Source organism: Dolichospermum lemmermannii CS-548 (genome assembly GCF_028330815.1).
GTDB lineage: Bacteria > Cyanobacteriota > Cyanobacteriia > Cyanobacteriales > Nostocaceae > Dolichospermum > Dolichospermum lemmermannii.
In genome coordinates, this window is record NZ_JAQMTJ010000289.1 from 1 (window position 1) to 23,387 (window position 23,387).

18 protein-coding genes are annotated in these 23,387 nt (G+C 38.2%); 9 read left to right on the forward strand and 9 right to left on the reverse strand.

Annotated elements, in window-relative coordinates:
* The first annotated feature begins 210 nt into the window (after positions 1-210).
* The 6 genes from PN450_RS19940 (at position 211) to PN450_RS19965 (ending at position 7,821) form a co-directional block, all read left to right on the forward strand.
* Complete coding sequence (locus PN450_RS19940) at positions 211-519, forward strand: DUF3067 family protein (protein WP_148761330.1); 309 nt, start codon at positions 211-213, stop codon at positions 517-519.
* A gap of 251 nt (positions 520-770) precedes the next feature.
* Complete coding sequence (locus PN450_RS19945; protein ID WP_271837324.1) at positions 771-3,056, forward strand: IMS domain-containing protein; 2,286 nt, start codon at positions 771-773, stop codon at positions 3,054-3,056.
* Positions 3,057-3,064: 8 nt separating this feature from the next.
* Complete coding sequence (locus PN450_RS19950; protein WP_271837325.1) at positions 3,065-3,247, forward strand: hypothetical protein; 183 nt, start codon at positions 3,065-3,067, stop codon at positions 3,245-3,247.
* A gap of 403 nt (positions 3,248-3,650) precedes the next feature.
* Complete coding sequence (locus PN450_RS19955) at positions 3,651-4,898, forward strand: DUF4912 domain-containing protein (RefSeq protein WP_015078572.1); 1,248 nt, start codon at positions 3,651-3,653, stop codon at positions 4,896-4,898.
* A 737-nt stretch (positions 4,899-5,635) separates the two neighbouring features.
* Positions 5,636-6,478 carry a YaaW family protein gene (locus tag PN450_RS19960; RefSeq protein WP_015078571.1) on the forward strand — a complete coding sequence of 281 codons (843 nt, stop codon included), beginning with the start codon at positions 5,636-5,638 and terminating at the stop codon, positions 6,476-6,478.
* Positions 6,460-7,821, forward strand: a complete 1,362-nt coding sequence (locus PN450_RS19965) for an O-antigen ligase family protein (RefSeq protein WP_271837326.1) — start codon at positions 6,460-6,462, stop codon at positions 7,819-7,821. The genes PN450_RS19960 and PN450_RS19965 overlap by 19 nt, the downstream gene beginning before the upstream one ends.
* Before the next feature lie 107 nt (positions 7,822-7,928).
* Here PN450_RS19965 and sodB read toward each other — a convergent pair whose 3' ends face one another.
* The 3 genes from sodB to PN450_RS19980 form a co-directional block, all read right to left on the reverse strand.
* A complete protein-coding gene (sodB, locus tag PN450_RS19970) occupies positions 7,929-8,528 on the reverse strand; it encodes a superoxide dismutase [Fe] (protein WP_148761320.1) in 600 nt (199 codons plus the stop codon).
* 385 nt (positions 8,529-8,913) lie between these two features.
* The gene (locus PN450_RS19975) at positions 8,914-10,533 is read right to left on the reverse strand and encodes a bifunctional pantoate--beta-alanine ligase/(d)CMP kinase (protein WP_271837327.1); all 1,620 of its coding nucleotides are present in this window, start codon (positions 10,531-10,533) and stop codon (positions 8,914-8,916) included.
* A gap of 148 nt (positions 10,534-10,681) precedes the next feature.
* Positions 10,682-11,797, reverse strand: coding sequence for a septal ring lytic transglycosylase RlpA family protein (locus PN450_RS19980; RefSeq protein ID WP_271837328.1), 1,116 nt, complete (start codon positions 11,795-11,797; stop codon positions 10,682-10,684).
* 852 nt (positions 11,798-12,649) lie between these two features.
* Between PN450_RS19980 and PN450_RS19985 the strand changes: the two genes are divergently transcribed.
* The gene (locus PN450_RS19985; protein WP_334311503.1) at positions 12,650-12,868 is read left to right on the forward strand and encodes a hypothetical protein; all 219 of its coding nucleotides are present in this window, start codon (positions 12,650-12,652) and stop codon (positions 12,866-12,868) included.
* 167 nt (positions 12,869-13,035) lie between these two features.
* Here the strand turns inward: PN450_RS19985 and PN450_RS19990 are convergent, their stop codons facing one another.
* The 4 genes from PN450_RS19990 to PN450_RS20005 form a co-directional block, all read right to left on the reverse strand.
* A complete protein-coding gene (locus tag PN450_RS19990; protein ID WP_148761314.1) occupies positions 13,036-13,920 on the reverse strand; it encodes a ParA family protein in 885 nt (294 codons plus the stop codon).
* Between the two features lie 118 nt (positions 13,921-14,038).
* The gene (locus PN450_RS19995; protein ID WP_271837329.1) at positions 14,039-16,768 is read right to left on the reverse strand and encodes a DNA translocase FtsK; all 2,730 of its coding nucleotides are present in this window, start codon (positions 16,766-16,768) and stop codon (positions 14,039-14,041) included.
* Positions 16,769-16,799: 31 nt separating this feature from the next.
* The gene (locus PN450_RS20000; protein WP_271837330.1) at positions 16,800-18,914 is read right to left on the reverse strand and encodes an ATP-binding protein; all 2,115 of its coding nucleotides are present in this window, start codon (positions 18,912-18,914) and stop codon (positions 16,800-16,802) included.
* Positions 18,915-18,972: 58 nt separating this feature from the next.
* On the reverse strand, positions 18,973-19,821 hold the full coding sequence (locus PN450_RS20005) for a transcription factor RcaD (protein ID WP_271837331.1): 849 nt from the start codon (positions 19,819-19,821) through the stop codon (positions 18,973-18,975).
* Between the two features lie 421 nt (positions 19,822-20,242).
* Between PN450_RS20005 and PN450_RS20010 the strand changes: the two genes are divergently transcribed.
* Entirely contained in the window at positions 20,243-20,446 is a 204-nt protein-coding gene (locus PN450_RS20010; RefSeq protein ID WP_271837332.1) for a hypothetical protein, read from the forward strand.
* A gap of 90 nt (positions 20,447-20,536) precedes the next feature.
* On the opposite strand, the gene PN450_RS20015 is transcribed toward PN450_RS20010, so the two are convergent.
* Both PN450_RS20015 and PN450_RS20020 read right to left on the reverse strand, forming a co-directional pair.
* Complete coding sequence (locus PN450_RS20015; RefSeq protein ID WP_271837333.1) at positions 20,537-21,262, reverse strand: lipoate--protein ligase family protein; 726 nt, start codon at positions 21,260-21,262, stop codon at positions 20,537-20,539.
* 35 nt (positions 21,263-21,297) lie between these two features.
* A complete protein-coding gene (locus tag PN450_RS20020; protein WP_015078557.1) occupies positions 21,298-21,777 on the reverse strand; it encodes a YbjN domain-containing protein in 480 nt (159 codons plus the stop codon).
* Positions 21,778-22,648: 871 nt separating this feature from the next.
* Here PN450_RS20020 and PN450_RS20025 point away from each other — a divergent pair.
* The gene (locus PN450_RS20025; RefSeq protein WP_015078555.1) at positions 22,649-23,029 is read left to right on the forward strand and encodes a hypothetical protein; all 381 of its coding nucleotides are present in this window, start codon (positions 22,649-22,651) and stop codon (positions 23,027-23,029) included.
* Positions 23,030-23,387: the final 358 nt, after the last annotated feature.

The window sequence follows — 23,387 nt, forward strand, 5'->3', positions numbered from 1 at the left end:
GACTACTGTACGGGCGAAGCATTTGGAGAAATATTTTTGGCAATGACCGATAATTTATCTTCCAAATGCTTCGCCCCTACTGACAACGGACAACTGTACGGGCGAAGCATTTGGAGAAATATTTTTGGCAATGACCGATAATTTATCTTCCAAATGCTTCGCCCCTACTGACAACTGACAACTGACAACTGACAACTGACCAAAATTGCTATGACCGGAAAGGAATTACGCCAACTGTTGATTGATAAATGGGGACAACCTTATGATGTCCAGTTTCGCCGCACCCAGGGCAAAATATTTCTACAAATCATGTGGAAATATTTTGGACAGGCCTCTTTCCCTTTAAGCGAAACAGATTACCAAGATCATCTTGACAGCATTGCTAATTATCTCAATGCCTTAGGGGGAGTACAACAAGTGCAAACTTTCATTCTAGAAACCAAAGAGCGTCCCCGTCTTGGTAAAGCAGTTAGCATCCCCCTTGACTTAGGTGAACGCGCGTCAGAATGGATTGTTTAAAAATCAGGCAATAGGTAATAAGGTTTTATTCCTAACTCCTGACTCCCAACTCCATAACCTTAAACTGAAGATATAAAAAAATTAACGGAAATGACTAATATATCTGTTACTATCTACACTTATTGTACTAGGTCAACACGGTATTAATCAAGCTATGATTATGGGACGGTTTTAGAAGCCTGGAACGCTCTGGGTAAATTATGTTAATTTTTACGAGATGCTACGAGAACACAGTGCAGGGGACGTAAGCTGTGCGAATTCCGCTTGATTATTACCGAATTCTAGGATTACCGTTGGCGGCAAATGAGGAACAATTGCGACAGGCATACAGCGATCGCATTGTCCAATTGCCCCGACGGGAATATTCGACTACATCTATATCTTCTCGCAAGAAGCTGATTGAAGAAGCTTATATGGTTTTATTAGATACCGACGAGCGCAAAGCCTACGATCAGCTTTATCTAGCTCACGTTTATACTCCTAACAAAACTGCTGATCAAGTTCCACAACAAACCCTAACAGATAATAACTCCAAAGATCAAGATGCTCAAAGTCTCAGCATCGAAATCACCCCAGAGCGATTTGTTGGCTCTTTGTTAATCCTCCAAGAACTAGGAGAATATGAATTAGTATTAAAACTTGGTCGCCCGTACCTAGTTAATAAACCTAGTTCAGTTAGTCTGAAAACAGGTCATCGTGCTACCCAAATAGAAATTCCCGAAAACTCTGACTTACCAGATATTATCCTCACCGTCTCCCTAGCTTGCCTAGAACTAGGACGGGAAGAATGGCAACAAGGTCACTATGAAAATGCCGCCGTATCCTTAGAAACAGGTGAAGAATTATTAGCCCGAGAAGGCTTATTTCCCAGCGTCCGCGCTGAAATGACCGCTGATCTTTACAAACTGCGTCCCTACCGCATCTTGGAACTATTAGCACTACCACAAACACAAATTCCCAAACGTCGGCAAGGATTAGAATTATTACAAAGTATCTTAGAAGATCGTGGCGGTATTGATGGTACAGGCAACGATCAATCAGGATTAAATATAGATGACTTTTTACGATTTATCCAACAAATCCGCCATTATTTAACAGTTGCAGAACAGCATAAACTCTTTGAATTAGAAAGTAAACGCCCCTCAGCCGTGGCCACATATTTAGCAGTATACTCCCTAATCGCCAGAGGTTTTGCCCAACGCCAACCAGCATTAATTCGCCAAGCCAAGCAAATGTTAATGCAATTGGGCAAACGCCAAGACGTGCATTTAGAACAATCGCTTTGTGCTTTGCTAATGGGACAAACCGAAGAAGCCACCCGTGTTTTAGAACTAAGTCAAGAATATGAAGCCTTAGCTTTTATTCGGGAAAAATCCCAAGACTCACCAGACCTATTACCAGGACTGTGTTTATATAGTGAACAATGGTTACAGCAAGAAGTATTTCCCCATTTTCGGGATTTAGCAAAACAGCAAGCCTCTTTAAAAGATTACTTTGCCGATAGACAAGTACAAGCTTATCTAGAATCTTTACCTACCGATGCCCAAATTACTAATGAATGGTCAGTAATTAATCATCAATCCTTTCCCCAACCAGATATTAATAATTCTCGTTACCATACTAATAACACCACACAAACACCGCAACATCATCAACCCGTCAATCCTGAGTTACCACAAACCCAGCCTCGACCTCAACCTGAATCTACCCAAGTTTCCATACCGAGATGGAATCATCCACCAACAAATGCAAATGCGGGAAATCAAACATCACAAATACCCTCAACAGCAGCAACCCCGAACCTAATACCACATCAAACCAATGGTACTCCGACCGCAGTAACAAACCACCAGTCCCCCAAACGCAGAAGACGTAAACCTACTGCTAATAACCTTTCCCAGCGATTCATCCAGTCTCAAACTAATTTTCTCAGTAGTCTAGATCCAAAAACGCGCTTAGTTTGGCTAGTTTTGTTTTCATTGGGAGGAGTATTAATTTTTTCGTTATTAGTATCAACAACTTTTGGCTTAGTCAAAAATATCTTCTTTCCTAGTCCATCATTACAGGGAGAACAGTTAGCAATACAACTAAATCAACCACCAATCACCATTCCTAACCCTAACACCAAACCTGAATCAAGCACCGAAGAACTGACCAAGGAGACAGCAAAGGAAGTAATTGAAACTTGGTTATCTGCCAAAACCTCAGCTTTAGGGCAAAAACATGACATTGATGGTTTAAAGGAAATTTTAACAGGTGCAGTTTTATCACAATGGCAGTCAGTAGCCCAGCAAGAACAAGAAGAGAAACGCTATCGCCAATATAAACATAATCTAGAAATAGTAGCTGTTTCTAAAAAAGGTACAGATAAAGATTATGTATCTGTAGACGCTAAGGTACAAGAAGTTACCCAGTTCTATCAGAATAGTCAGCAGAAAAAGTCTTCTAATGAAAACTTGCGCGTTCGCTATGATTTGGTTCGCAAAGACGGTAAATGGCTGATTCAGCGAATGTCAGTAATTCAGAATTTTTTGTAATTGGTCAGTTGTTAGTAGGGGCGAAGCATTTGGAAGATAAATTATCGGTCATTGCCAAAAATAGTTCTCCAAATGCTTCGCCCGTACAGTTGTCAGTAGGGGCGAAGCATTTGGAAGATAAATTATCGGTCATTCCAAAAAATAGTTCTCCAAATGCTTCGCCCGTACAGTTGTCAGTTGTTCGTTGTTAAATCTACTCTTTTCCATGTTCCCTGCCCTCAATGTCATCAAACCTTGACAGTAATCCTCTATCTGAGATCACTATATTAAGATTCCATGACAAACTGATCCCCGCAAGGCTGATAACTACGTGAAATATAGTAAAACCTATCTTTAGACCCCTTGATCCCTAGATAGTTTTACTGGTTAATATTTACTTAACAACTTTTGGCAATCCCAAAGAAATGCAAAACAACGGCATAACTAGGAATTTCGATGAGTTGGTATCTTAATAAAAAACAAACAGTAAACAAATTTAAAACTGGAGACAAACCAGGAGTCAGGAATAAAAAAATCTGGGTAGATGATATTTCATCAAAATTTTTTTAACCCGGAAAAAATAATTTACCTTGTAAACTACTGGAGTCCAAATCAATGGCAAAAGAACGGCCACCGCTAGAAGAGATGACCCTACGGCAATTACGCAAAGTTGCCAGTGAATTCTGTATATCTCGCTATAGCAGAATGCGGAAATCGCAGTTATTAGCATCAATTGAAGAAGTTCAGCATAGTAAGTTCTCGCTCAGTTCATCCCCTAATCTGGAGGCACAAGAAACCGTGGAAGCAGCAAAATTTGAGTTAGGTCAAGAAGATCGGACTGGTGGTTCTCTCGCTGATGTTGATGAAGCATTAGCCGATTTACCCGCAGGTTATGGTGACAGCCGGATAGTTTTATTACCCCGTGATCCTCAATGGGCTTATACTTACTGGGATATTCCTAACGACCATAAAGAAGCACTGCGTCGTCAAGGTGGACAAACCCTAGCTTTGCGGATTTATGATGTCACTGATGTTGATCTAGATTATCAAAGTCCCCACAGTATTCAAGAATACCCTGCTGATGAACTAGCGAGAGAATGGTATTTGCCAATTCCCGTGAGCGATCGCGATTATGTGATAGATGTTGGTTATCGCACCGCTGATGGTGGTTGGTTAGTATTAGCACGTTCTGCGAGAGTACATATTCCCCCCGTCTATCCTTCCGATTGGATTGAAGATGTCTTCATCACCGTAGACTTTGAAGAAGACCTGCGTGCTAAGACCTTCTACGAACTAGTTCCCCCATCTAAGAAATTAGCAACTGCTGCTGCTGCGACTGCGGGTGGTGGAAATCCCATTTACGAACAAATCTTTGGTCTAGCAGAATCCGCTGAAGCTCAACGGGTAGCAGGTTCTATCTTCGGTTCTATGCAGCACGTTCCTGGTTCTGCTGCTCCCGAACAAGCTCTCAGTTCCTACGTTTTCCCATCTGGTGTGGGTATGTGGGCTGTTCCTACCGTATCTGGTTTAACCATGTCCGGTGTGGGAATGTCCGGTTTCTCCGCTTCTGCTGTTCCTGCACGTCCTCGCAAATTCTGGTTAGTTGCTGACGCTGAATTGATTGTTTACGGTGCAACTGAACCTGATGCAAATGTTACCATTGGTGGTCGTCCAATTAAACTCAATTCCGATGGTACATTCCGCTTCCAAATGTCCTTCCAAGATGGTTTAATTGACTATCCAATTTTAGCTGTTGCGGCTGATGGTGAACAAACCCGTTCTATTCACATGAAGTTTGAGCGGGAAACACCTTCTCGTCATACTAATACTAAAGATGAAGCTGTTCTGGAATGGCTGGCTTGACACTCCCCGGTCTAAAGACACGGGGATTCCTGGTTCAATGAGACCACTTAAACTAGACTCCTTGCGTTATCTAGCTCAGAGGTGGGACTCTCCCCAAGCGTTAACTTTCGGTCTGCCCGACCGTAGTTGCATGACTGCAAGTCCTGTTTAACTTGAAACGAGAAAGTTTCAAAATTCTGATTCGTCTAGCTCCTATAAATCTTTTACCTACTGCTAGGAGGAAGCTAGAACAATGCAGTAGAACCGCATAGATTTAATTGTCAAGGTACAGATTGCCCTTAGGCAGTTAGGTTTTTATACAGGTTGATTACCGCTCCTGTTACAAGTAGTATAACACAAGTCACTGGAGGAAGACAGCCTCTAATTGGCTTTCATCCCCGGCTTAAAAGACATTAACCCCTAAAAATTTCTAGGATTTTTAGGGGTTAATTCCGGGGTTTTCAGCCTATTTTCTTATAATATTTGTATCTGAAAATTAACCATAACTGTAATTGTTAATTTTACCCGCTATAGTATTCCTGTAGCGGGTTTTTTACTGAAAAAAATAAACAACTTTAGCTCACATTCCGACCTCAACTGTCACAATTGTTAATTACTGGAAGAAAAATATAAATTAAGCATAAAATGAGGTTTATATAGACAAAAAAGACATTTGAGCAGTCATGAATATGGAAAATCTGATTTACAAGATAGTAGAATAGGGGACAGATAAGCTGCACCTAAGAGAGGAAGGGAAATTGGAAGAACTCAGAGCGGTATTGGAACTAGCTACAGAAGAGGAACTACAGGACTTAACAGCAATTCTGTTTAGTCGCAAGTTTAACCCCTTAGATTATGTTCACACACCCGAACCCATTGCAGTACAAAGCCAAGATCGTCAAACTTGGTTAGATACAATAGAAAATCGCTTTCGTTTTTTAGCTGCTGACGGAATGACAGTATTACGGGGACGTACTGATCAAGTAACTTACAGACAAGCCCTAATTCAAGTATGCAAATATTTGAAAATTCACTATTATCAAGATCTAACAACAATTGATTTAGAAGCAGAAGTATTTTTGCATCTCTTAGGAAAGGTTTGGAAAAAACTACCAAAACAGGAAAAACAACAACTAACTATTAATGTTCAACATCAATTAGCACAATCAAAACTTAAACAACCATTACCATTATCATTGCAACGTGATCCTTTAGGATTAATATTTAAAGGTGGTAGTGCCTTGGCTGTAACGTCTGTAATCCAACCTTTTGTTCTCCAACAAATCGCCCGTCAATTTGCTATTCATTTAGCTACTTATCAAGTAGCGAAAGAAGCCACAATTACAGGTACAGGATTAGCAACCAAACAGTTTCAAAACTATGTAGCTTTACAAATGTCCCGTCGAGGTATGACTATGAGTGCAGCCCGTTATGGTGCGGTTCGCAGTGCGTTTGCTTTGGTCGGTCCAGTCATGTGGGCTTGGTTTTTTGCTGATTTAGGTTGGAGAGCGATCGCCACAAACTATGGCAGAATTATTCCTTGTGTCTTCACCCTCGCGCAAATTCGTCTTACCCGTACAGAATGTTGGGAAATAGCTTAAATAAAACTTTTTATCATCCAAATTCCCGCTTACAAACCCCTTGGAATTGGTTGCAATTTGGACTATTATCTTGCCCCCTGAGTCCATTTTTGGGCGGTATTTCTATCGTCGTGGCATCATTGTTAACTTGGCGAAAACAATCGCGGCTTATTAGCAATCGGCCAATTCACAAGGGATTTGCTCTTTTGAGTATCTTACTACTCATTACTACCGGATTTGCCTATCATAAATTAGATGCTTTTTTAGGTTTATTCAACTTCATCCCCTTCTTTTTCTTTTTTACAGGACTAACTTCCCTGATGCAAACACCCAACCAATTACGACAAATTTCTTGGATCATCGTGTTTGGTTCTGTACCTGTTTTAATCATCGGTTTTGGGCAATTATTTCTCGGTTGGAATTTCCGATTTCAGGTTTTATGGATTGTCTTTGATTGGATAGTTGCACCAGAAAAATCATTATCAGGACGCATGGCTTCTAACTTCATGCACCCAAATACCTTAGCCGCATACTTAGTAACTATCTTTATTTTGGGTTTAGGTTTATTGCTAGAAAACTATCACAAACTCAAGCAAAAAAATCGCCTGATTATCTTCTTAACAATTACGGTATTTGCTAATTTTATCGCCTTGATATTAACCAATTCTCGCAATGGTTGGGGAATAACTATTTTTGCCTGTTTAGTTTATGCTTTATATCAAGGTTGGCAATTAATTGTTGCTGCTGTTGTCAGTATTACAAGTTGTTTTTTCTTAGCAGCTTTTGCACCTTCACCTATTGCCCAATTTTTCCGCCTTTTTGTTCCCTACGGCATTTGGGCGCGGTTAAATGATGATATGTTTCCTGATAGACCGCTGGAATTAATGCGGAAAACTCAATGGGAATTTGCCTGGAATTTAACTCAGCAACATCCTTTAACTGGTTCAGGTTTACGCAGTTTTAGTGGACTTTATAAAACCCAAATGCAAATTGATGTCAACCATCCCCATAACCTATTTTTAATGCTGTCTGCGGAAACTGGGTTAATTACTACTTTGCTATTTTGTGGTTTGCTGGCTTGGATATTAATTGCAGCTAGTCAAATTTTATTTAAGAATAAGAATAAGAATAAGAATAAGAATAAGATCCCCGACTTCTTAAAGAAGTCGGGGATCTCTGCATCTATAGAACCAGAAAATCGCCTAATCTTCTTTAGTTATCTGATCACCTTTATAGGGTGGATATTATTTAATACCGTTGATGTCACCACATTTGATATTCGGTTGAATACTCTCTCTTGGGTTTTTGTTGCTGCATTGTGCGGAGTTATGTATGAATATCAATCACGTCAAACAAGTAGGTAGACTGGGGAAAACCCAAATGTGTAAAGCAATCTTAACAAGAGGATTAGTTTTGAGGGAAGGGGTAATTAACAATTATTAATTACCCCTTTCCCCATTAAAGCAGGTGACTAAGCAGCAAAATTTTCAGCGACAAAATCCCAGTTCACCAAATTATCTAAGAAATTCTTGATGAATCCAGGACGAGCATTTTTGAAGTCAATGTAATATGCGTGTTCCCAAACATCAATGGTAAGCAATGCTTTTTTACCATGTGCAAGGGGGTTTTCGGCGTTAGGGGTTTTCATTACCTTGAGTGTGCCACCATCATCAACCAACCAAGCCCAACCACTACCGAATTGAGTTGCAGCAGCAGTGGAAAATTCCTCTTTGAATTTCTCAAAGCTACCAAAATCCTGTTCAATTTTAGCAGCTAACGCGCCCGTAGGTGCGCCGCCACCTGCTGGTTTCAAGCAATTCCAGAAGAAAGAGTGATTCCAAACTTGAGCCGCATTGTTGAAGATTCCAGCCTTAGCAGAGTCACCAAAAGCAATTTGAATTACTTCTTCCAAAGACTTATTAGCTAATTCTGTACCATCAACAAGCTTATTCAAATTATCTACATAAGCTTTATGATGCTTACCATAGTGATATTCAAAGGTTTCCGCTTTCATGCCATAGGATTCTAAAGCATCAGAAGCAAAAGGTAAAGCTAGTTGGGTAAATGCCATTGTGTGAGATCTCCTCTCTTTACTGTTTTCTAGTTGAAAGCTATTGCCAGAGCTAGGCAAATTACAGGTTTCGTATTCAGGAATTTTATACAAAACTTAACATTGTTATTCTACTACCAAACTGAAAATTCCCAGCAATTAGTTTATAAATAAAGCAAATTTCATCTATTTAGACCAAACTCCTAACTTCCCTCTGTTGCCTCTGCACCTGAAGCGTGAGAAAAAAGCCCAGTCTAAAATATATAATGATCAACTCAGACTAATATCCGTCTCAAGATAGATGAATCAATCTGCAAATAGTTTAGGATGTAGTTCAAAGCACTAAAATCTAATAATGGTGAGTCCGTCGGCACTCACCACCATTTTCAACTCAAAAATTCCCGAATTACCAATGGGATAGCCGTTGATTGTAGTGGCTAATAATTTGTGCTGCTACTTCAGAAGCTGTTAAACCATCAGTTTGTAATTCAATCGCATCAGCCGCTTTTTGCAAGGGGGAAACCTTGCGATTGCTGTCTTTCAAGTCCCGTTCAGCAATGTCCCGTTCTAGTTGTTCTAAACTAACTGCGGGTTGGTTCTGCTTTTGAAAGTCTTGCTGACGACGACGCGCTCTTTCACCCACAGAGGCGGTTAAGAAGATTTTAATTTCCGCATCTGGGAAAACATGAGTGCCAATGTCCCGACCTTCGGCCACTAAACCGCCACGTTGTCCCCAGCTTTGCTGTTGTTGAACCAATGCTTGACGCACAGTGCTTTGAGCAGCGATCGCTGATACTTGAGAAGTGACTTCAACTGTGCGAATTTTCTGAGTGACATCAATGTCATTAATCTGGACTCTGACGGGAGATTGCAGGCTTTGACTGGGAGTCAGTTCAATTTTACACCCAGCAACTAATTCAGTAACAGCACAATCATCATCAATGGCAATTCCCTGTTCCAGCACTAGCCAAGTAATCGCCCGGTACATAGCGCCCGTATCTAAATAGACTAAACCTAATTGATGTGCCACTTGGCGAGCGACGGTAGATTTACCAGCACCAGCCGGACCATCAATAGCAATGATTGGTTGGCGTAGTCCGTCGTTGCCATCGCGCAAAATCGTATTGTCAATTAACCGTGTAGAACCAAGACGAGCAGCGATCGCCAACATTCCTTCATCCTCAACTTTTTCTAAAAACATCAACGTATTCGGTTCAACCAATTCAATATATTCCAAGCTGATATTGCTAACTTTTGCGATTTCTTGCCGCGCTAATGCTATGAGTTCACCACTGTCACGAACGCCAGCCCGAAACGCCGCCTCAGCTTGCCGTAAACCTTTAAATAACACCGTTGCTTGCTCTTTTTCTGTAGCCGTCAAATATTGATTACGAGAACTTAAAGCCAAGCCGGACAATTCCCGCACTGTAGGACAAGCAACAATTTCTACTGGCAAATTTAAATCAGCTACTAACCGTTTAATAATTGCTAGTTGTTGACCATCCTTTTGTCCAAAGTAAGCTCGGTCAGGTTGTACCAAATTAAAAAGCTTGGTAACAATCGTTGCCACACCTTGAAAATGACCCGGCCGAAAATTACCACACAAGCTAGATATCATATCAGATGGCGGGATCACTTGTGTCACCTGAGTTGCTGCTATATTCTTCCCAGGGACACCAATTTCCTCCGGAGTTGGGGCAAAAATCACATCAACTCCCGCCTGTTCACAAAATTGTCGGTCTTGCTCTAGAGTGCGGGGATAGCGTTGATAGTCCTCATTTGGTCCAAATTGCAGGGGATTGACAAAAATACTGACAATCACCGTCGAATTTTCCTGTTTAGCCCGTTCAATTAAACTTAAATGACCTTGATGTAAACCCCCCATAGTTGGCACTAAACCAACTGCTGTGGGAGACCAACTGGTTTGTTCATCAAGTCCGAGATCCTCTGGTAGCCTAAGATGGCTTGGCCAGCGACGGCGATTTAAATAGCAGCGTAAGGCTACAACTTTTGTCAGCACACGCACAAAATACCCCTAGTTCCAATAATCCTTTCCCCCGTTAGTGTATATCTGATAGCGCAGCGTGGCGCAAAGGATAATTGGGGGATAAGAGGGACGAACCAGGGGAATTTAATAGTGAAGAGCGAAAAGAGAGTAGGAATTAGGAAACGGGTTATTTTCCTAAAACCTCAAGACTGACTTGAGCAACGCCACTGCCGATCATGCCTAATAGCCGGGCAGCACCAGCGGAAAGGTCAATAATTCGACCTCGGATGTAGGGACCTCTGTCATTGATTCGCACGACGACAGAGCGACCATTCCGGGTGTTAGTGACACGGATTTTTGTCCCCATGGGTAAACTCCGGTGAGCCGCAGTTAATCCTTCGGGATTATATCTTTCACCACTGGCGGTTTTATTGCCAGAGCCATCATATCCGTACCAAGAAGCTATCCCTTGAAAACTGAGATTGATATTTCCAAAGGCAATCTTTTGCGGTAGGTTGGCTCTGGAGACTGATCTATCTACTGGTAAGTTGGCAATTGCTTGAATAGGAGATGCGTTACCTATAAGTCGCCGCAGTCTATTAGTTGCTTGTAAGGCATCTTGGGCAAGATTTTTGGTACTATCTGCTAATATTGTGACTTTATTGACTTCTACCAGTTCTTGACCGTCAATAGTAATGGTGTAGCGATCTGCCGACGGTTGTTGAACGATGAAGCCTGGCTTTTGGGCTTTATTGTTAATTGTGGAGTTATCTCCTGTTTTCCAACTGACGGTAATCTTGCTTGCGTCTACATTTTTTTCGATCAGTTCATTGATTCTAGCGGCTATAACACTAGCTTTTTGAACTGGATCATTGTCAATAGACCTAACTTTTTTGTTAAAATTGACTACATTCCCAGTATTGCTAAAACTGGTAACTTTGGCGGAGTTGGTAGCAGTCCGCGGGTAAGAATTTAAATTCTCGCCATTGCCGATTACTCCAACTTTTGTTTTGCTGTTAGTAACTGGGTTAGAACCCAAAAAGGTGAGAACAGGAATATCCCGAATATAAAGAGTTGCTGCTTGTAAGCCGCGAATACTGTGAGGATGAATTCTGGTAATCACAGGATTGGAAATGGGGCTTTCTGTCTGGGATTGGTACTCTCCTACTTTGACTGCATCATTCGCAGATGATGCTTGGCTAGTTGGGGAAATTCCCGCACTGGTTTGAGTTCGACCAACTGAGGGTAGACCCAAAACAGCTAGAAATACGGCAACTGTAGTCCACAAATGTCTTTGATTCATGCGTCCGATTTTAAAGCGACTATAGAACTTAAGTTTTATTTAGCTAGTACATCACGGCGTAAATAAAGCAACCATATTCAATCGCCAAAAAGCTTACTGTATATTAGTTTTGACTTTTGACTTTTGACTTTTGACTTCCGCCCTGCGGTACTAGGGTTTTTCACTTGATGAATAGTGATCCCCTTTGGAAACTCGAACCCGTTCCGCTTTCACTTTGCGTTTTGTAACTCGAATACATTAGCATGAATTTTTGGGCTTGGGGATCAGGGTTTTAGCGGAAGTCTGAAAGAAATACTTAAATTTACGGTTGAGTTTGAGCTTGTAAACCGTGTTCAAGTCAGGATTTTGGCTATGTAACGTTTTTTTGGAAAATTTCCAGATTTTCTTAGGGAAACCTCATGTTGGCTGATCACATAATTCAACGGTTACTCCCTAACATTTATCCTCAGTAGTTGTAAATTATTAAGTATTCAAAAATGATCAAGTCAATTTGCGTTTAGATAAAATTTTACTTTCAATAATTTGATTGTTAGAAGCTAAAATTAGCGCAAAAACAATCTCTCTAAAGATTTTATTTGCAAAATACTTTGGTTGTTTCGCTCAAGGATGATAGTTTTTGACCTACATTTTAAATAAGTAAATACTATTAAGTATTTAACTTTATAAGTTTTAATTACTACAATAATTACTCAAGCAATAAAAGTGATTTATCTCCAATAAGTATTTATTCTTATCCTGAGATAAATAATTAATGAGACAATGAAAAGAGTGGCAAGCGCGTATATATGAGCATTTTAGGTATAAGAAACTACCCTATAGTAGCTTTTACCGTAATAACCCCAGCAATCAATTTTGTATCAATCAATCAGCCCCATCTTTAAGCCAGAAAATCCAGAAATATTACCACCAGCACTTTTAGACATTCTCAAAGAATTGTATTCCCAGTATAAATCCCTGAAAGATGGTGTAGTAGCCAACTATATTCCCAAACTTACCAAATTAAATCCTGATTTATTGATGATTTGTAGCGTTAGTTGTGGATTTTCGTCAAATTTACAGTTTACCTTATGAATATATTTCAAAACACGCTACAGAATTGGGTTCTCGATGCCGGTTAAAATCTCCTTTTTCTCAAGCATTTGCTAAATTATTTATTACCTCCTATTCTTTGCTCCTTTTTCTTAAAATATACCCAGATACCCGACTTCTTAACGAAGTCAGATACCTTATTTCTCAATTTACAATTTCTGCAATAATTCCTGAGTTAACTGCATAAATGCCTTAGAACCGGCTGTATTCGGACTTAGTAAGGAAACTGGCATAAAACTATCAACAGCTTTGGCAACATTAACATCAACGGGGATTTGAGCTTTACAGATTTTATCTACTCCAAAATCTTCAACAACTCGGTGCATTACCTGTTTATAATATCTGCCATTCAGGAGATTGGCATTAGACATACTAAAGACTATTCCCAACATTTTAATATCTATTTTAGCTTCGTGTTCATGACTTTCTTTTAATTGGGCAATGCGTCTTTCTAAAAGTTGAATTCCGACTACAGATAAGGGTTCTGGTCTAGCTGGAAGAATGTAGAAATCACTAGTGGCTAAAGCACTCCGAGTCAAGAGATTATAACCGGGAGCGCAATCTAAAAGAATAAAATCATATTCATCCCGGATAGGTTCTAAAATATCTCTAATTAAGACCCTTTCAAAGCGATTCCAGATGGTTTCAAAATCCTGTTCTCCTAATGCTACTGATTGATTATGCAGCATTTCTGAAACCACAAATTCATCATATAAGTCTATATCTCCCGGTAATAAATTTAATTCGGTCAGGTTACAAACTTGAGGTTGAATGATGTCCCCAATGGTAAATTTTGCTTCTGGTTCAGGGTTGATAATTTGATCTAGTAAATATCTAAATGTCTTTCTTTGTTTGCGACGTTTGGCAAAATCTACTGGTGACATTAAACTTAGCGTGGCACTAATTTGACTATCTAAATCTAAGACAAGTACCTTTTTTCCGTGATTTTTGGCTAAACAAGTAGCTATATTCACGGTAATGGTGGTTTTACCGACTCCACCTTTCATGTTTGCGGTTGCAATTACATATCCCATTTTTAATTCCCCTACTGACGCTTTCCCAATGATATAGCGTTCATATTATCTAATAGATTTTAACTTTGGTTATGTTATTTAGATCCCCGACTTCTTAGAGAAGTCGGGGATCTTTTTTTTAAGGTAGTTTAATACTCTGTGCTAATAAGCTTTGAAGACGTTGTCCGTGCGAACCACCTTGGTAAACTAAATCACCTTTGCCTAATAAATAGGCTGCTGTTGTTTCTTTTCCACCCAGAATAATACATGAATCTGCTTGGCTGGAGGTACGCAGGGCGACTCGTCCAGGTAGGTTAGAACGGATAATTGGGGTGACAATACTGGCTTCTGGGCGTTGTGTGGAAATAATTAGATGAATACCTGCGGCTCTTGCCATTGCGCCTAAACGTTTGATACTTTGTTCTAAGATGGTGCGAATTTCTTTTTCTGCCATAAAATCAGCATATTCATCAAATATACAGACAATACGCGGTAAAGCTGGGGAAGAACGTTGATTATAGGTGGTTAAATCTGCACATTTAGCTTTTTCAAATTTCTGATAACGAGATTCCATTTCTGCAACTAGTTCCTGCATTAATTCTACGGCGCGATCGCTATCTTTGACAACTGGTGCATATAACCATGACATTTGTTCAAATTCGGGAAATGTTACCCGCTTAGGGTCCACTAAAGCAATTTTTAAATATTGGGGAGAATGACGATAGATTAAACTGAGAAGTAAGGATCTCAAAAATTCACTTTTTCCGCTTCCTGTTGTTCCCCCAACCAAAAAATGACAGGTATTCGGATCTGATAGATCAGCCTCTAACAACTTCCCATCAATACCCACTCCAATGGCAATTTTTACGGGTGCTGTTGGGGGTAAAAATTGCTTTTGAATAAAATCTTCAAATTTGGCAATTTGTCTATCTTGACGGGGCAAATCAATACTTACATAACCAGCTTGGGGAGCAATTAAAGGCGGATATTCTAACCCTAATTGTACTTGTAAATCAGCGGATAATCTGAGAATTGAAGGAACTTTCACACCTAAATGTGGTTTAATTTTCACCCGAATAAATGCCGGACTTACATCAGCACCATAATAATCTACATTAACCTTAAAAGATTCTAGAATTGCCACTAAAGATGCGCCAATTTCATCAGCATTAATAAATGTATCTTTCTGACTTTTAAAAGTATCTGAAAAACCTCTCTCCAAACCTCTCTCCTGCAAGGAGAGAGGCTTTGAATTCTCCCCCTTCCCTCGTAGGGAAGGGGGTTGGGGGGTTAGGTTTCGTGTTGGGTTTTCCAAATAATGTGAAAAGTCAGATATATCTTCTTGTTTTTTAGCAGGTGCTATAAAATCTGAATTTTCATCAATTTCAATAACTTGATTTGGCGGTGAATCAGATTCAACATTAAAAAAAGTTTGACATTTTTGTTGTTGGGGACAAATTTCACATAAATGAGGTTCAGTTGTCATTGGTGGTGGGTTAGGATTTGGAGATTCCCAACTTAACCAGTTTTGCATTTGTAATAATTTATAGGGAATTAATTGATGAACCGTATTTTCTAACTGTTCCCAAGAATATTTGTACTCTTTAAATTCTGGTAAAACACAATAAACAGCAGAATCAACAGGTGCTTTTTTCTGCTTCCACAACATATAACTATAAAGAGAAACTTGCGCTAATTGTGCTGCTGAATCTACAGATTGATAGGTTTTAAACTCCACCATACAAAGGCGTTTAAGTTCAAAATTAAAAACCAGACAATCAAACTCACCTCTAATTAATTGTTTTGTCCCATTGGGTAAATCAAAGTAATATTCTAAATTGTGTTCTCCAGAAATAAAAGTATTAGAAATAACCGTTTCTGCACTGCAATAACGACGATTAATTACTAACAATTCAGTAAACTTTTTAATTAATCCTTGTAAACCTTGCCAAACTTGTAGCAGTAGAGAGGCTTTACTCGCGTCTTTTGCAATTGCATTTTGTAAATAGGGAAAGAACTTAATTTTATAGAATAGTTGTTGAATTTCCAACGTAATTACATCTACCTTTAATTGTGTTGCAGATGGATTTAATAAAGTTTTAAATCTGGGTTCAATCAGGAATAAATTAATAAAATCATCTGCTAATTTATGGAAAACATTACCAACACCCCCAAGAGTATCTTTAGGAGAGAATATTGCTTTACAATTAAAATGGTGATTGAGATAAAATAGTCGGGGACATTCAAAAGCTAATCTAACTTTCGTCGGAGTTAAAGAGGAATTTTCAGATTTGTGATTCACCATATTAAATACACGACTGATAACATCAGGATTGGATATTTCAAGCAAGCGATAATGAACAGCAGCTAAATAAACTGTATCCATTGCTGCATAGTTTAACTGTTTTTGAGTCAGGGGACGTTTTCCCCAATCACTGCTTCCTTCTTCTGCGTCTACATTGGAAAAATTGCAGAGTTCAGCAGCTAGGGTTTTTAGTTTTAAGTTGGTAGTTTGTAAGACTTCTTTGGTGATTTTTCTCGCTATTTTGAAGGTACAAGTGACATTTTGCGCTAGTTCTTTTCCTAGATATTTTAAATCAAAACCAGCATTATGAAAAACTTTTTCAATTTGGGAATTAACCATGATTTGGTTAATGAAATATACAGCCAAATCAGGTTTATCTAAAACATCAAAAATATAAGCAAATTCACCAGTTAAGTCTGTATGATCAGCCAATACCTGAATTAGTGCTAATTTTGGTTTATCGGTATACCAATCAGCAATTTCCGTATCTATCCATAGAGTTTTAGATAGGGACAGTTGGAAAATTTGCTGGTAAATTTCGGTAGGTTGTGTCAGGTAGTGCATTGGCTGATCATCTTATAAAAAACAAGTGAATTTAAGCAATTAAACAAATTAATTGATCTGGTAATTTAGCTTTTGGGTTCATAATCTTAACTTTCTTTTCTTGACATAATAGATCAATTAAATATTGAATATCAGTTTCTTTCACATCAGGAAATTGACTAACTGCTTGTGAAATTAAAGTAGGTACTCCCATAAATGCTTGAGTTTTGACTAGATTTAATAGGAAATCTTTAACAGGTCTTAAATCTTTTCTGCCATTTCCAGTTGTACTTGGTGGTTTATCTGATTTAGCAACAATATCTAAATCCTGTAATAAAGTACATTGATTCAATATCTCAGATTCATTAATTAAAGTTTCTAGTCTTTGTAAATTAATCGTTTTCCCACCAATTACCAATTCTTGAGATTTGGCAGAATTTACCAAACTTTGATATGTTGCCAAGTAGTGAATAGAAGACAGACTTGGTTTAATATGAACATGATTAGTATTCGTAAAAATCTGTCTATAGAGTTGATTTCCCGCCATGTTTGGTTTTCCTAAATCTCCACCACGAATTAAGTACATAGTTTGACAGAGATTTTTTTGAATGGCTATTTGACAAGCATTCATTACATGATAAAAACTAGTCATATTTGAGTCTTCTGTCCAAACTATACCCAATTTTTGCCGATTTGTAGGATGTTGATAACTCAAGGAATAACTAGCATACTTTCCGCTTAAAAGTTTAGTCTTAACTCCCTGTATTTTTAAAGTAGATATAGACTGCTGCAACATCTGAATTAAATCAGGTGATGATAACAAAGAAATCTTGGTAATTTTCCCCTGACTTTTTGTATATTCGTGCTGCCATAATAATTCAAATTCTGCTTGAGTTGTATCTTGATTATCTTGATGTCGTGGTGGAACAATAATTATAGGTTTAGGAACAGTTTTTTCATTGGGTGTTGTCACCTTTATTTGTATTGTAACTGGTTCGGGCTTTGGTTTTTCATCTTCATCTAATAACGAACCTTTATATTTTTGATATTCATCACGACCTAGAGTTAGTGCATTTCTAGGCATAGTTTTACCACCAGGATAGGTTTTCTCTAAAATTTCCCGATTTAGGGGAAAAATAGGAGATTCAGGTCTAGGATTTGCTAGTTGATGTAATGGCTGAAGTTGATAAGCCCAAAGTGCTTCTGCCTGTTCTATAGTAATAGGTTTTAACTGAATTGTTTTATGTATTCCGGCTTTATCTGCTGGCAGAATTCGATCAAAATGCCGTTTTAATGTGTTTGTAATAACGCTGATAATCACCAAAAAATTTTTTAAATTATCTCCATGAATTGTGGTGTTGACATTAAAAAAAGGTTGTATATCCAGAAAACCTTCTGGTAACTGGGGCATAGTATCTAAATTGTCAAAACATAAAACAATTGGTTGGGTTTGTGTAGAAATTCTGCCAAAGTTGGCTAAGATATTTTTTGCAGCATCTTCTGTATCAATGCAAGTTTTGACCTTGATTTCTTTCATGGAATCTTCATTTAAGTCATCACCACGCAGCCATTCACAAGCTAAATCATATAATTCTGGATTTGCGAGATCATGTAGCACTCCAAAAAATATATCAGGGTTATAAATACCTGCTTTTTTATAACTATCCTTGAGGTGTTTGATAAATTTTTGCCGATTACTTTGTAATGCTTCCCAAAAATTATCATTAAATATTCGTTGTTTGATATCACTTCTTGTAAACGCCGTTAAACTTTTTAGCCACAACATTAACTGTGATTCTTTTTCACCTTCGGGAACTTGAATTAAACTATCAACAGTACGACGTAAAATATGCCGCCAGATATTGCTACTATCAGGCCAGTTGCAGAGAATATAGGCGAAAAAGGCTTTCGGGTTAAGAGTACGTTTAAGCCGACCTAATAAATAACTTTTGCCAGAACCAGACTCACCAGCTAATAAAACTGTGCGGCTACGATGATCTTTACCTACTAAATCAAGTAAACCTTCAATTTCTATGATTGCGTTTTTATGAATTGACTCAACCATGAGTTTTGAATCTTGTTCTTCAGCCCAAAAATTAGTGGGCTTTAAATTGATCATGTCAAAAGGGTTGACCTCGCGTTTAATAATGTCGTTAATGTCTGTCATAGATATGGGTGAGTGAGAGGAGGAAGTAATGAAAAAATGAAAAATATTGGGAATACTGTTAATTAACTATGAGAAAAAACAGTTGTCCACCAATATTTTGAGGAATTCCCGCGTCAATTTGTTCTGGTGTATAAGCACTGACTTCTTGTAGGGTACTAAAATCAATTTTGTCACTTTTTTGCAACCTATACAAAGCCTGATCTAAATCATCTCGTAATAAAGGCGGTTGTAACTTTTGCCGTAAATGGAAAATTGGTAAATAATTCTCTGTACCCAATTCCCGATCTAATTTCTTGATAGTCTCTAAAATTTCTTCATCACTGATATTGCTAGTAATATCAGAATATGATTCTACATGATCAGGAGTAGAAACTTGTTCTGACTTAAACCGCAAATTCTTCCGTAAAAACCGCACATAATTACCCAGCAAATTAAAGTCTATATTTGCTTTTCCTTCGGGATTATATTCATCCCGCAAAACCTCAATTCCTCTTTCCGTTAACCAAACTTCTGCTTTAAGTCTTTTCATCTTGATTTCAATAGCAATCAAACCCCGTTCACTCAAGGTTTTTAAGATTGCGTCTCGTTCATCTGATTTTAGCGATGAAACTTTGATTTCACTGGGGGCTATTTTTCCAGAACTCTTACCTATCTTCTCCAGTACCTTGAGTTCTTTATCATCAATAGGTAATTGTGCCGAGTCGAGTTTCAGTAGTGCTTGACCAGGAGGTAAAATCTTGACTGTGGAAATTTCGCGGGAATAGTCTACATATTCCAGTTCCCCCAAATCTCGACAAATTTTGTTTTTCTCACTTTTAAAACTATCAAAAATGCTGGAACTCAAGCCAGTACGATAATTGGGACATCCCAACAGTTTTAAGATGAACTTTAACTCTTTCGTTTCCATACGGTTAGTCTTGCTGTATTCGATACTTGACTACTTTAGCGCGAATCACAAAAAAATAACACACAGTTTCTATATTAACTCTAATAAGAGCGATTCTTCACTAAAAACTCAAAATATTATCCAAGTTTTCACTGATTACTTTTTAAATAAAAGACGGATTTTTTCTAGAGTTTTTCTACAAGCTTCCATGACATCAAAAAATTGGGAAGACTTGGATCTTCTATCCATTGGACTTTTTTAGAAAAATTTTATACAGATATTAAATAAATTCCACCATATAGCGAGATTTATATGTATCATCTTTTAGATGACCAGATCATTCTATCTTTGACATTTTCTACCCATTCACAAAAGTTTAACTATTCATATTTGCACATTCTTTACCGGAAATTCACTGTATCAATTTATCAGAGATAAAATCATGAGTAATTACCTCCACTGTCCACGCACTTGTCTACTGCAAAAACCAGAAAACAATAATCAAATACCAGAACAGGGATTATGTGATTTTTGTTGGAATGAATATTGTTTTTGTTGGTCTGAATACTGTTTAAACGAATGGTATGAACTGCAAATAAAACATGACAATCTCAAAAGTAAACATCATACCAAAGACAAAGAATAAAATAGACCTTATAGCCTGCAATTAATATCTTTCTTCCTTTGCGCCTTTGCGTGAGAAAAAAATATAGGGTAGAATAAAAACCTACCCTAATCAACAATTTGCTAAAATAAAATTCCACTCATCTTGAGACAAAGGTATTACCTCTATTTCCATACCAAAACAATCACAAGCTGCGGCTATTAAAGCCTTAATTATTGTTTCTTGATTGATAGTTTCTGGAAATTGGATAGGATGAAAAAACTCTTGATTAAATACCTTTCCAAACAACTCCGGATCTGGATTTAACCGCATAGAACCATGTTGAAGAATTGCGTCACCTTTCCGTAATTGGGCGCTACCAATCAGTTTATAACCATCTGCTAAAACTAAATCTGCACCTGTGGCTGTTCCAAAACAATTAGGATTGTGAATATAACCGCGTCCAGCTTGACCATAGTACAATTCTATATCGAGCGATCGCCATCCTTGAATCAAAAACTCACAAATCTGCCCATACACATCTAACCGATTTCCCCTCAGTCCAGACGTGACCACAGAGTAAGTTAAATCACCTTGATGTAAAACAGCCCTCCCACCTGTAGGACGGCGCACCAAAGCCAATTTTTCACCTTTCCACCTTAAATTTTGCCAAAATTCGGGATATTGACGTTGATGATAACCTAAAGAAATTGCGGGTGGCGACCAAGTATAAAAACGTAAAGTTGGCGGATGTTTTCCCGACTCATGCTGTGCTAATAACCAGCGGTCTATAGCCATCTGGATATCACCAGCGGCTGCTAAAATCGGAATAAGTCGCCACACCTGCTGATCCGGCATTAAATATCACATCCCTAAACTAAAATTCTGGAAACTTAAACTGTACCAAACTCAGATTGCAGATATTCATCATTATCATCAGCAATACTAGCAACGATAGTAATGATCCGAGAAACTTCCCCTGGTGACAACTCCGCTAAAGTGCGTGTAGAAATCACAACCACCTGATTATCAATAATCCCGAACCGGGCTTCAAAGGTACTCACACAATTCATCTCTAACAAATATCGGGTCAATTTTGGTTCATTTTTAGCCGGTAACTTCAGCACCGCAGACCAAACCGTAATTGTATCTTCATCAGTAATTCCCGTCAATTGCACAAATACTTCTATACTGCCATATTGGAATTTCCACAGATATCCACCCTCAGCAGCATGACTAACCATTGCACTTTGATCTTGTGCTAGACTATCAATCACATTTTCAATTACTTCCACATGGTTTGGGGTTGTGGTGTCTTCAATAAGTTCAGTCAACAACTCATCTGGAGACTGGGCTTCTAGGTAGCTTGCCATACAGATTTTTCTCTAAAAAATATAGTTACTGCTTTAATCTACTATTATGCTACCAAAAATGCCAGCATCTACTTCGTGTATTGTTCAAAGTCGAGATATCAGCCATACATTCGCCATTTTTTGCAGCTTGGGTTAAGAAACAGCGCAACTCAACGCATTTATTGAATTATGGTTTATGTCTCTGACACGCTACTGCGAACAACCTAACCTACAAATCAAAGCTTTTTTCAATTTGGTGAAGGTATTGATTAAAAGATGAGAAAGTATTGATCAAGATCACAGCCATACTGATTAGTATGACATAGGCTCAAGTTATTATTGTATATGTCAATTTCCTAATTATTTTTTCCCGGTTTCAGGCGTTTACATCCAGAACCATTAGATGTAAGTTACCTTTAACCTCATTGGCTGTCAACATCAAGTAAAGATATTAGAATTTATTATCTAACTCTCTACTGTACCTCATTAATAAAAGACAAACAAAACCCTATTTTGTCCATATTACATCATTCAATGCCTACTATCGGTTACATAAGCTACCAATTTCAGTTAAAATAGGCTATCAAAAACAGTTTATTTAGGGGTAGCACAAAAATTACTCGCCGGTTTGATGTTAAAAGATGTAAAAATGATGGCAGAGGAACAATTTACTGATTTACAGCATCAAGGGATACAAAACGATCAGTTAAATTGTGAGTTGCCGAATGTACAGCGATTGATCAAAACTCAAGTTGACAAATTGGGGTGCTATCTGTTAAAAGGTTCTAGAATGTGCCGTAAAAACCCGAAAAAAACCCGAAAACTTTTTTGAGATTTTTCCGGATTAGTCAAAAAATCTGCGATTAGTGTTACACTGATTTTAATAAGCACTATGAATATTAAACTTGATCACAGCACTCCATGTCATTTAACTTCCTTCTTTAGCCTACTGATGAAGGAAGGTATTTCCCCTAATCAAATCGTTTTGGGAATTGTTCAATTAGCCACCCAGACTCATGAATTAGACGGAATGATGGCATCAGCCGATTGTTTACGGTTGCTACTGGTACTGATGCCAGCAGAAACCTGTGCTAAAGGCGTTTCTCAGTATATATCATCTTTAGCAGCGGAAGGCGTTACTACTTTAATGTTATTAGATGCCTTGAGTCTAGCTTGCTATGTTTGTGGACAATCAGATGAAGCTAACCTAGTTCACTTGACTTACAAGAGATTACAAGCTGATGCTATTATCTCCCAAATGCTTCGTGATTAAGCCCTAAAATATTAATTTTTCATCCTTTTTTCAAAATCCAACTATTTTCAAGTTAACTTGTACTCAGACATGGCAATCATGGCAATTTTGTACTGAATCATTCCGTTTATTCATTAGGCAACCAGTCAATTCAATTAATTTATATTTTCTTTGCGATCCTTAGCCAATAGCTGTTAGCAGTGGCTAGAATTGGAATGTCGCCATATTTATGGTCAGTTTGACAGCACCGCATCTACCACTTTTGATCTGGTCTAGAAGTCTCTAGCACTGGGAAAATCCTGACATCAATAACTTTTCAGCTTTCTTATTTACCCTGTTGATATTCAATTAAAGCTCTAAACTAAAATAGTTATCTGCC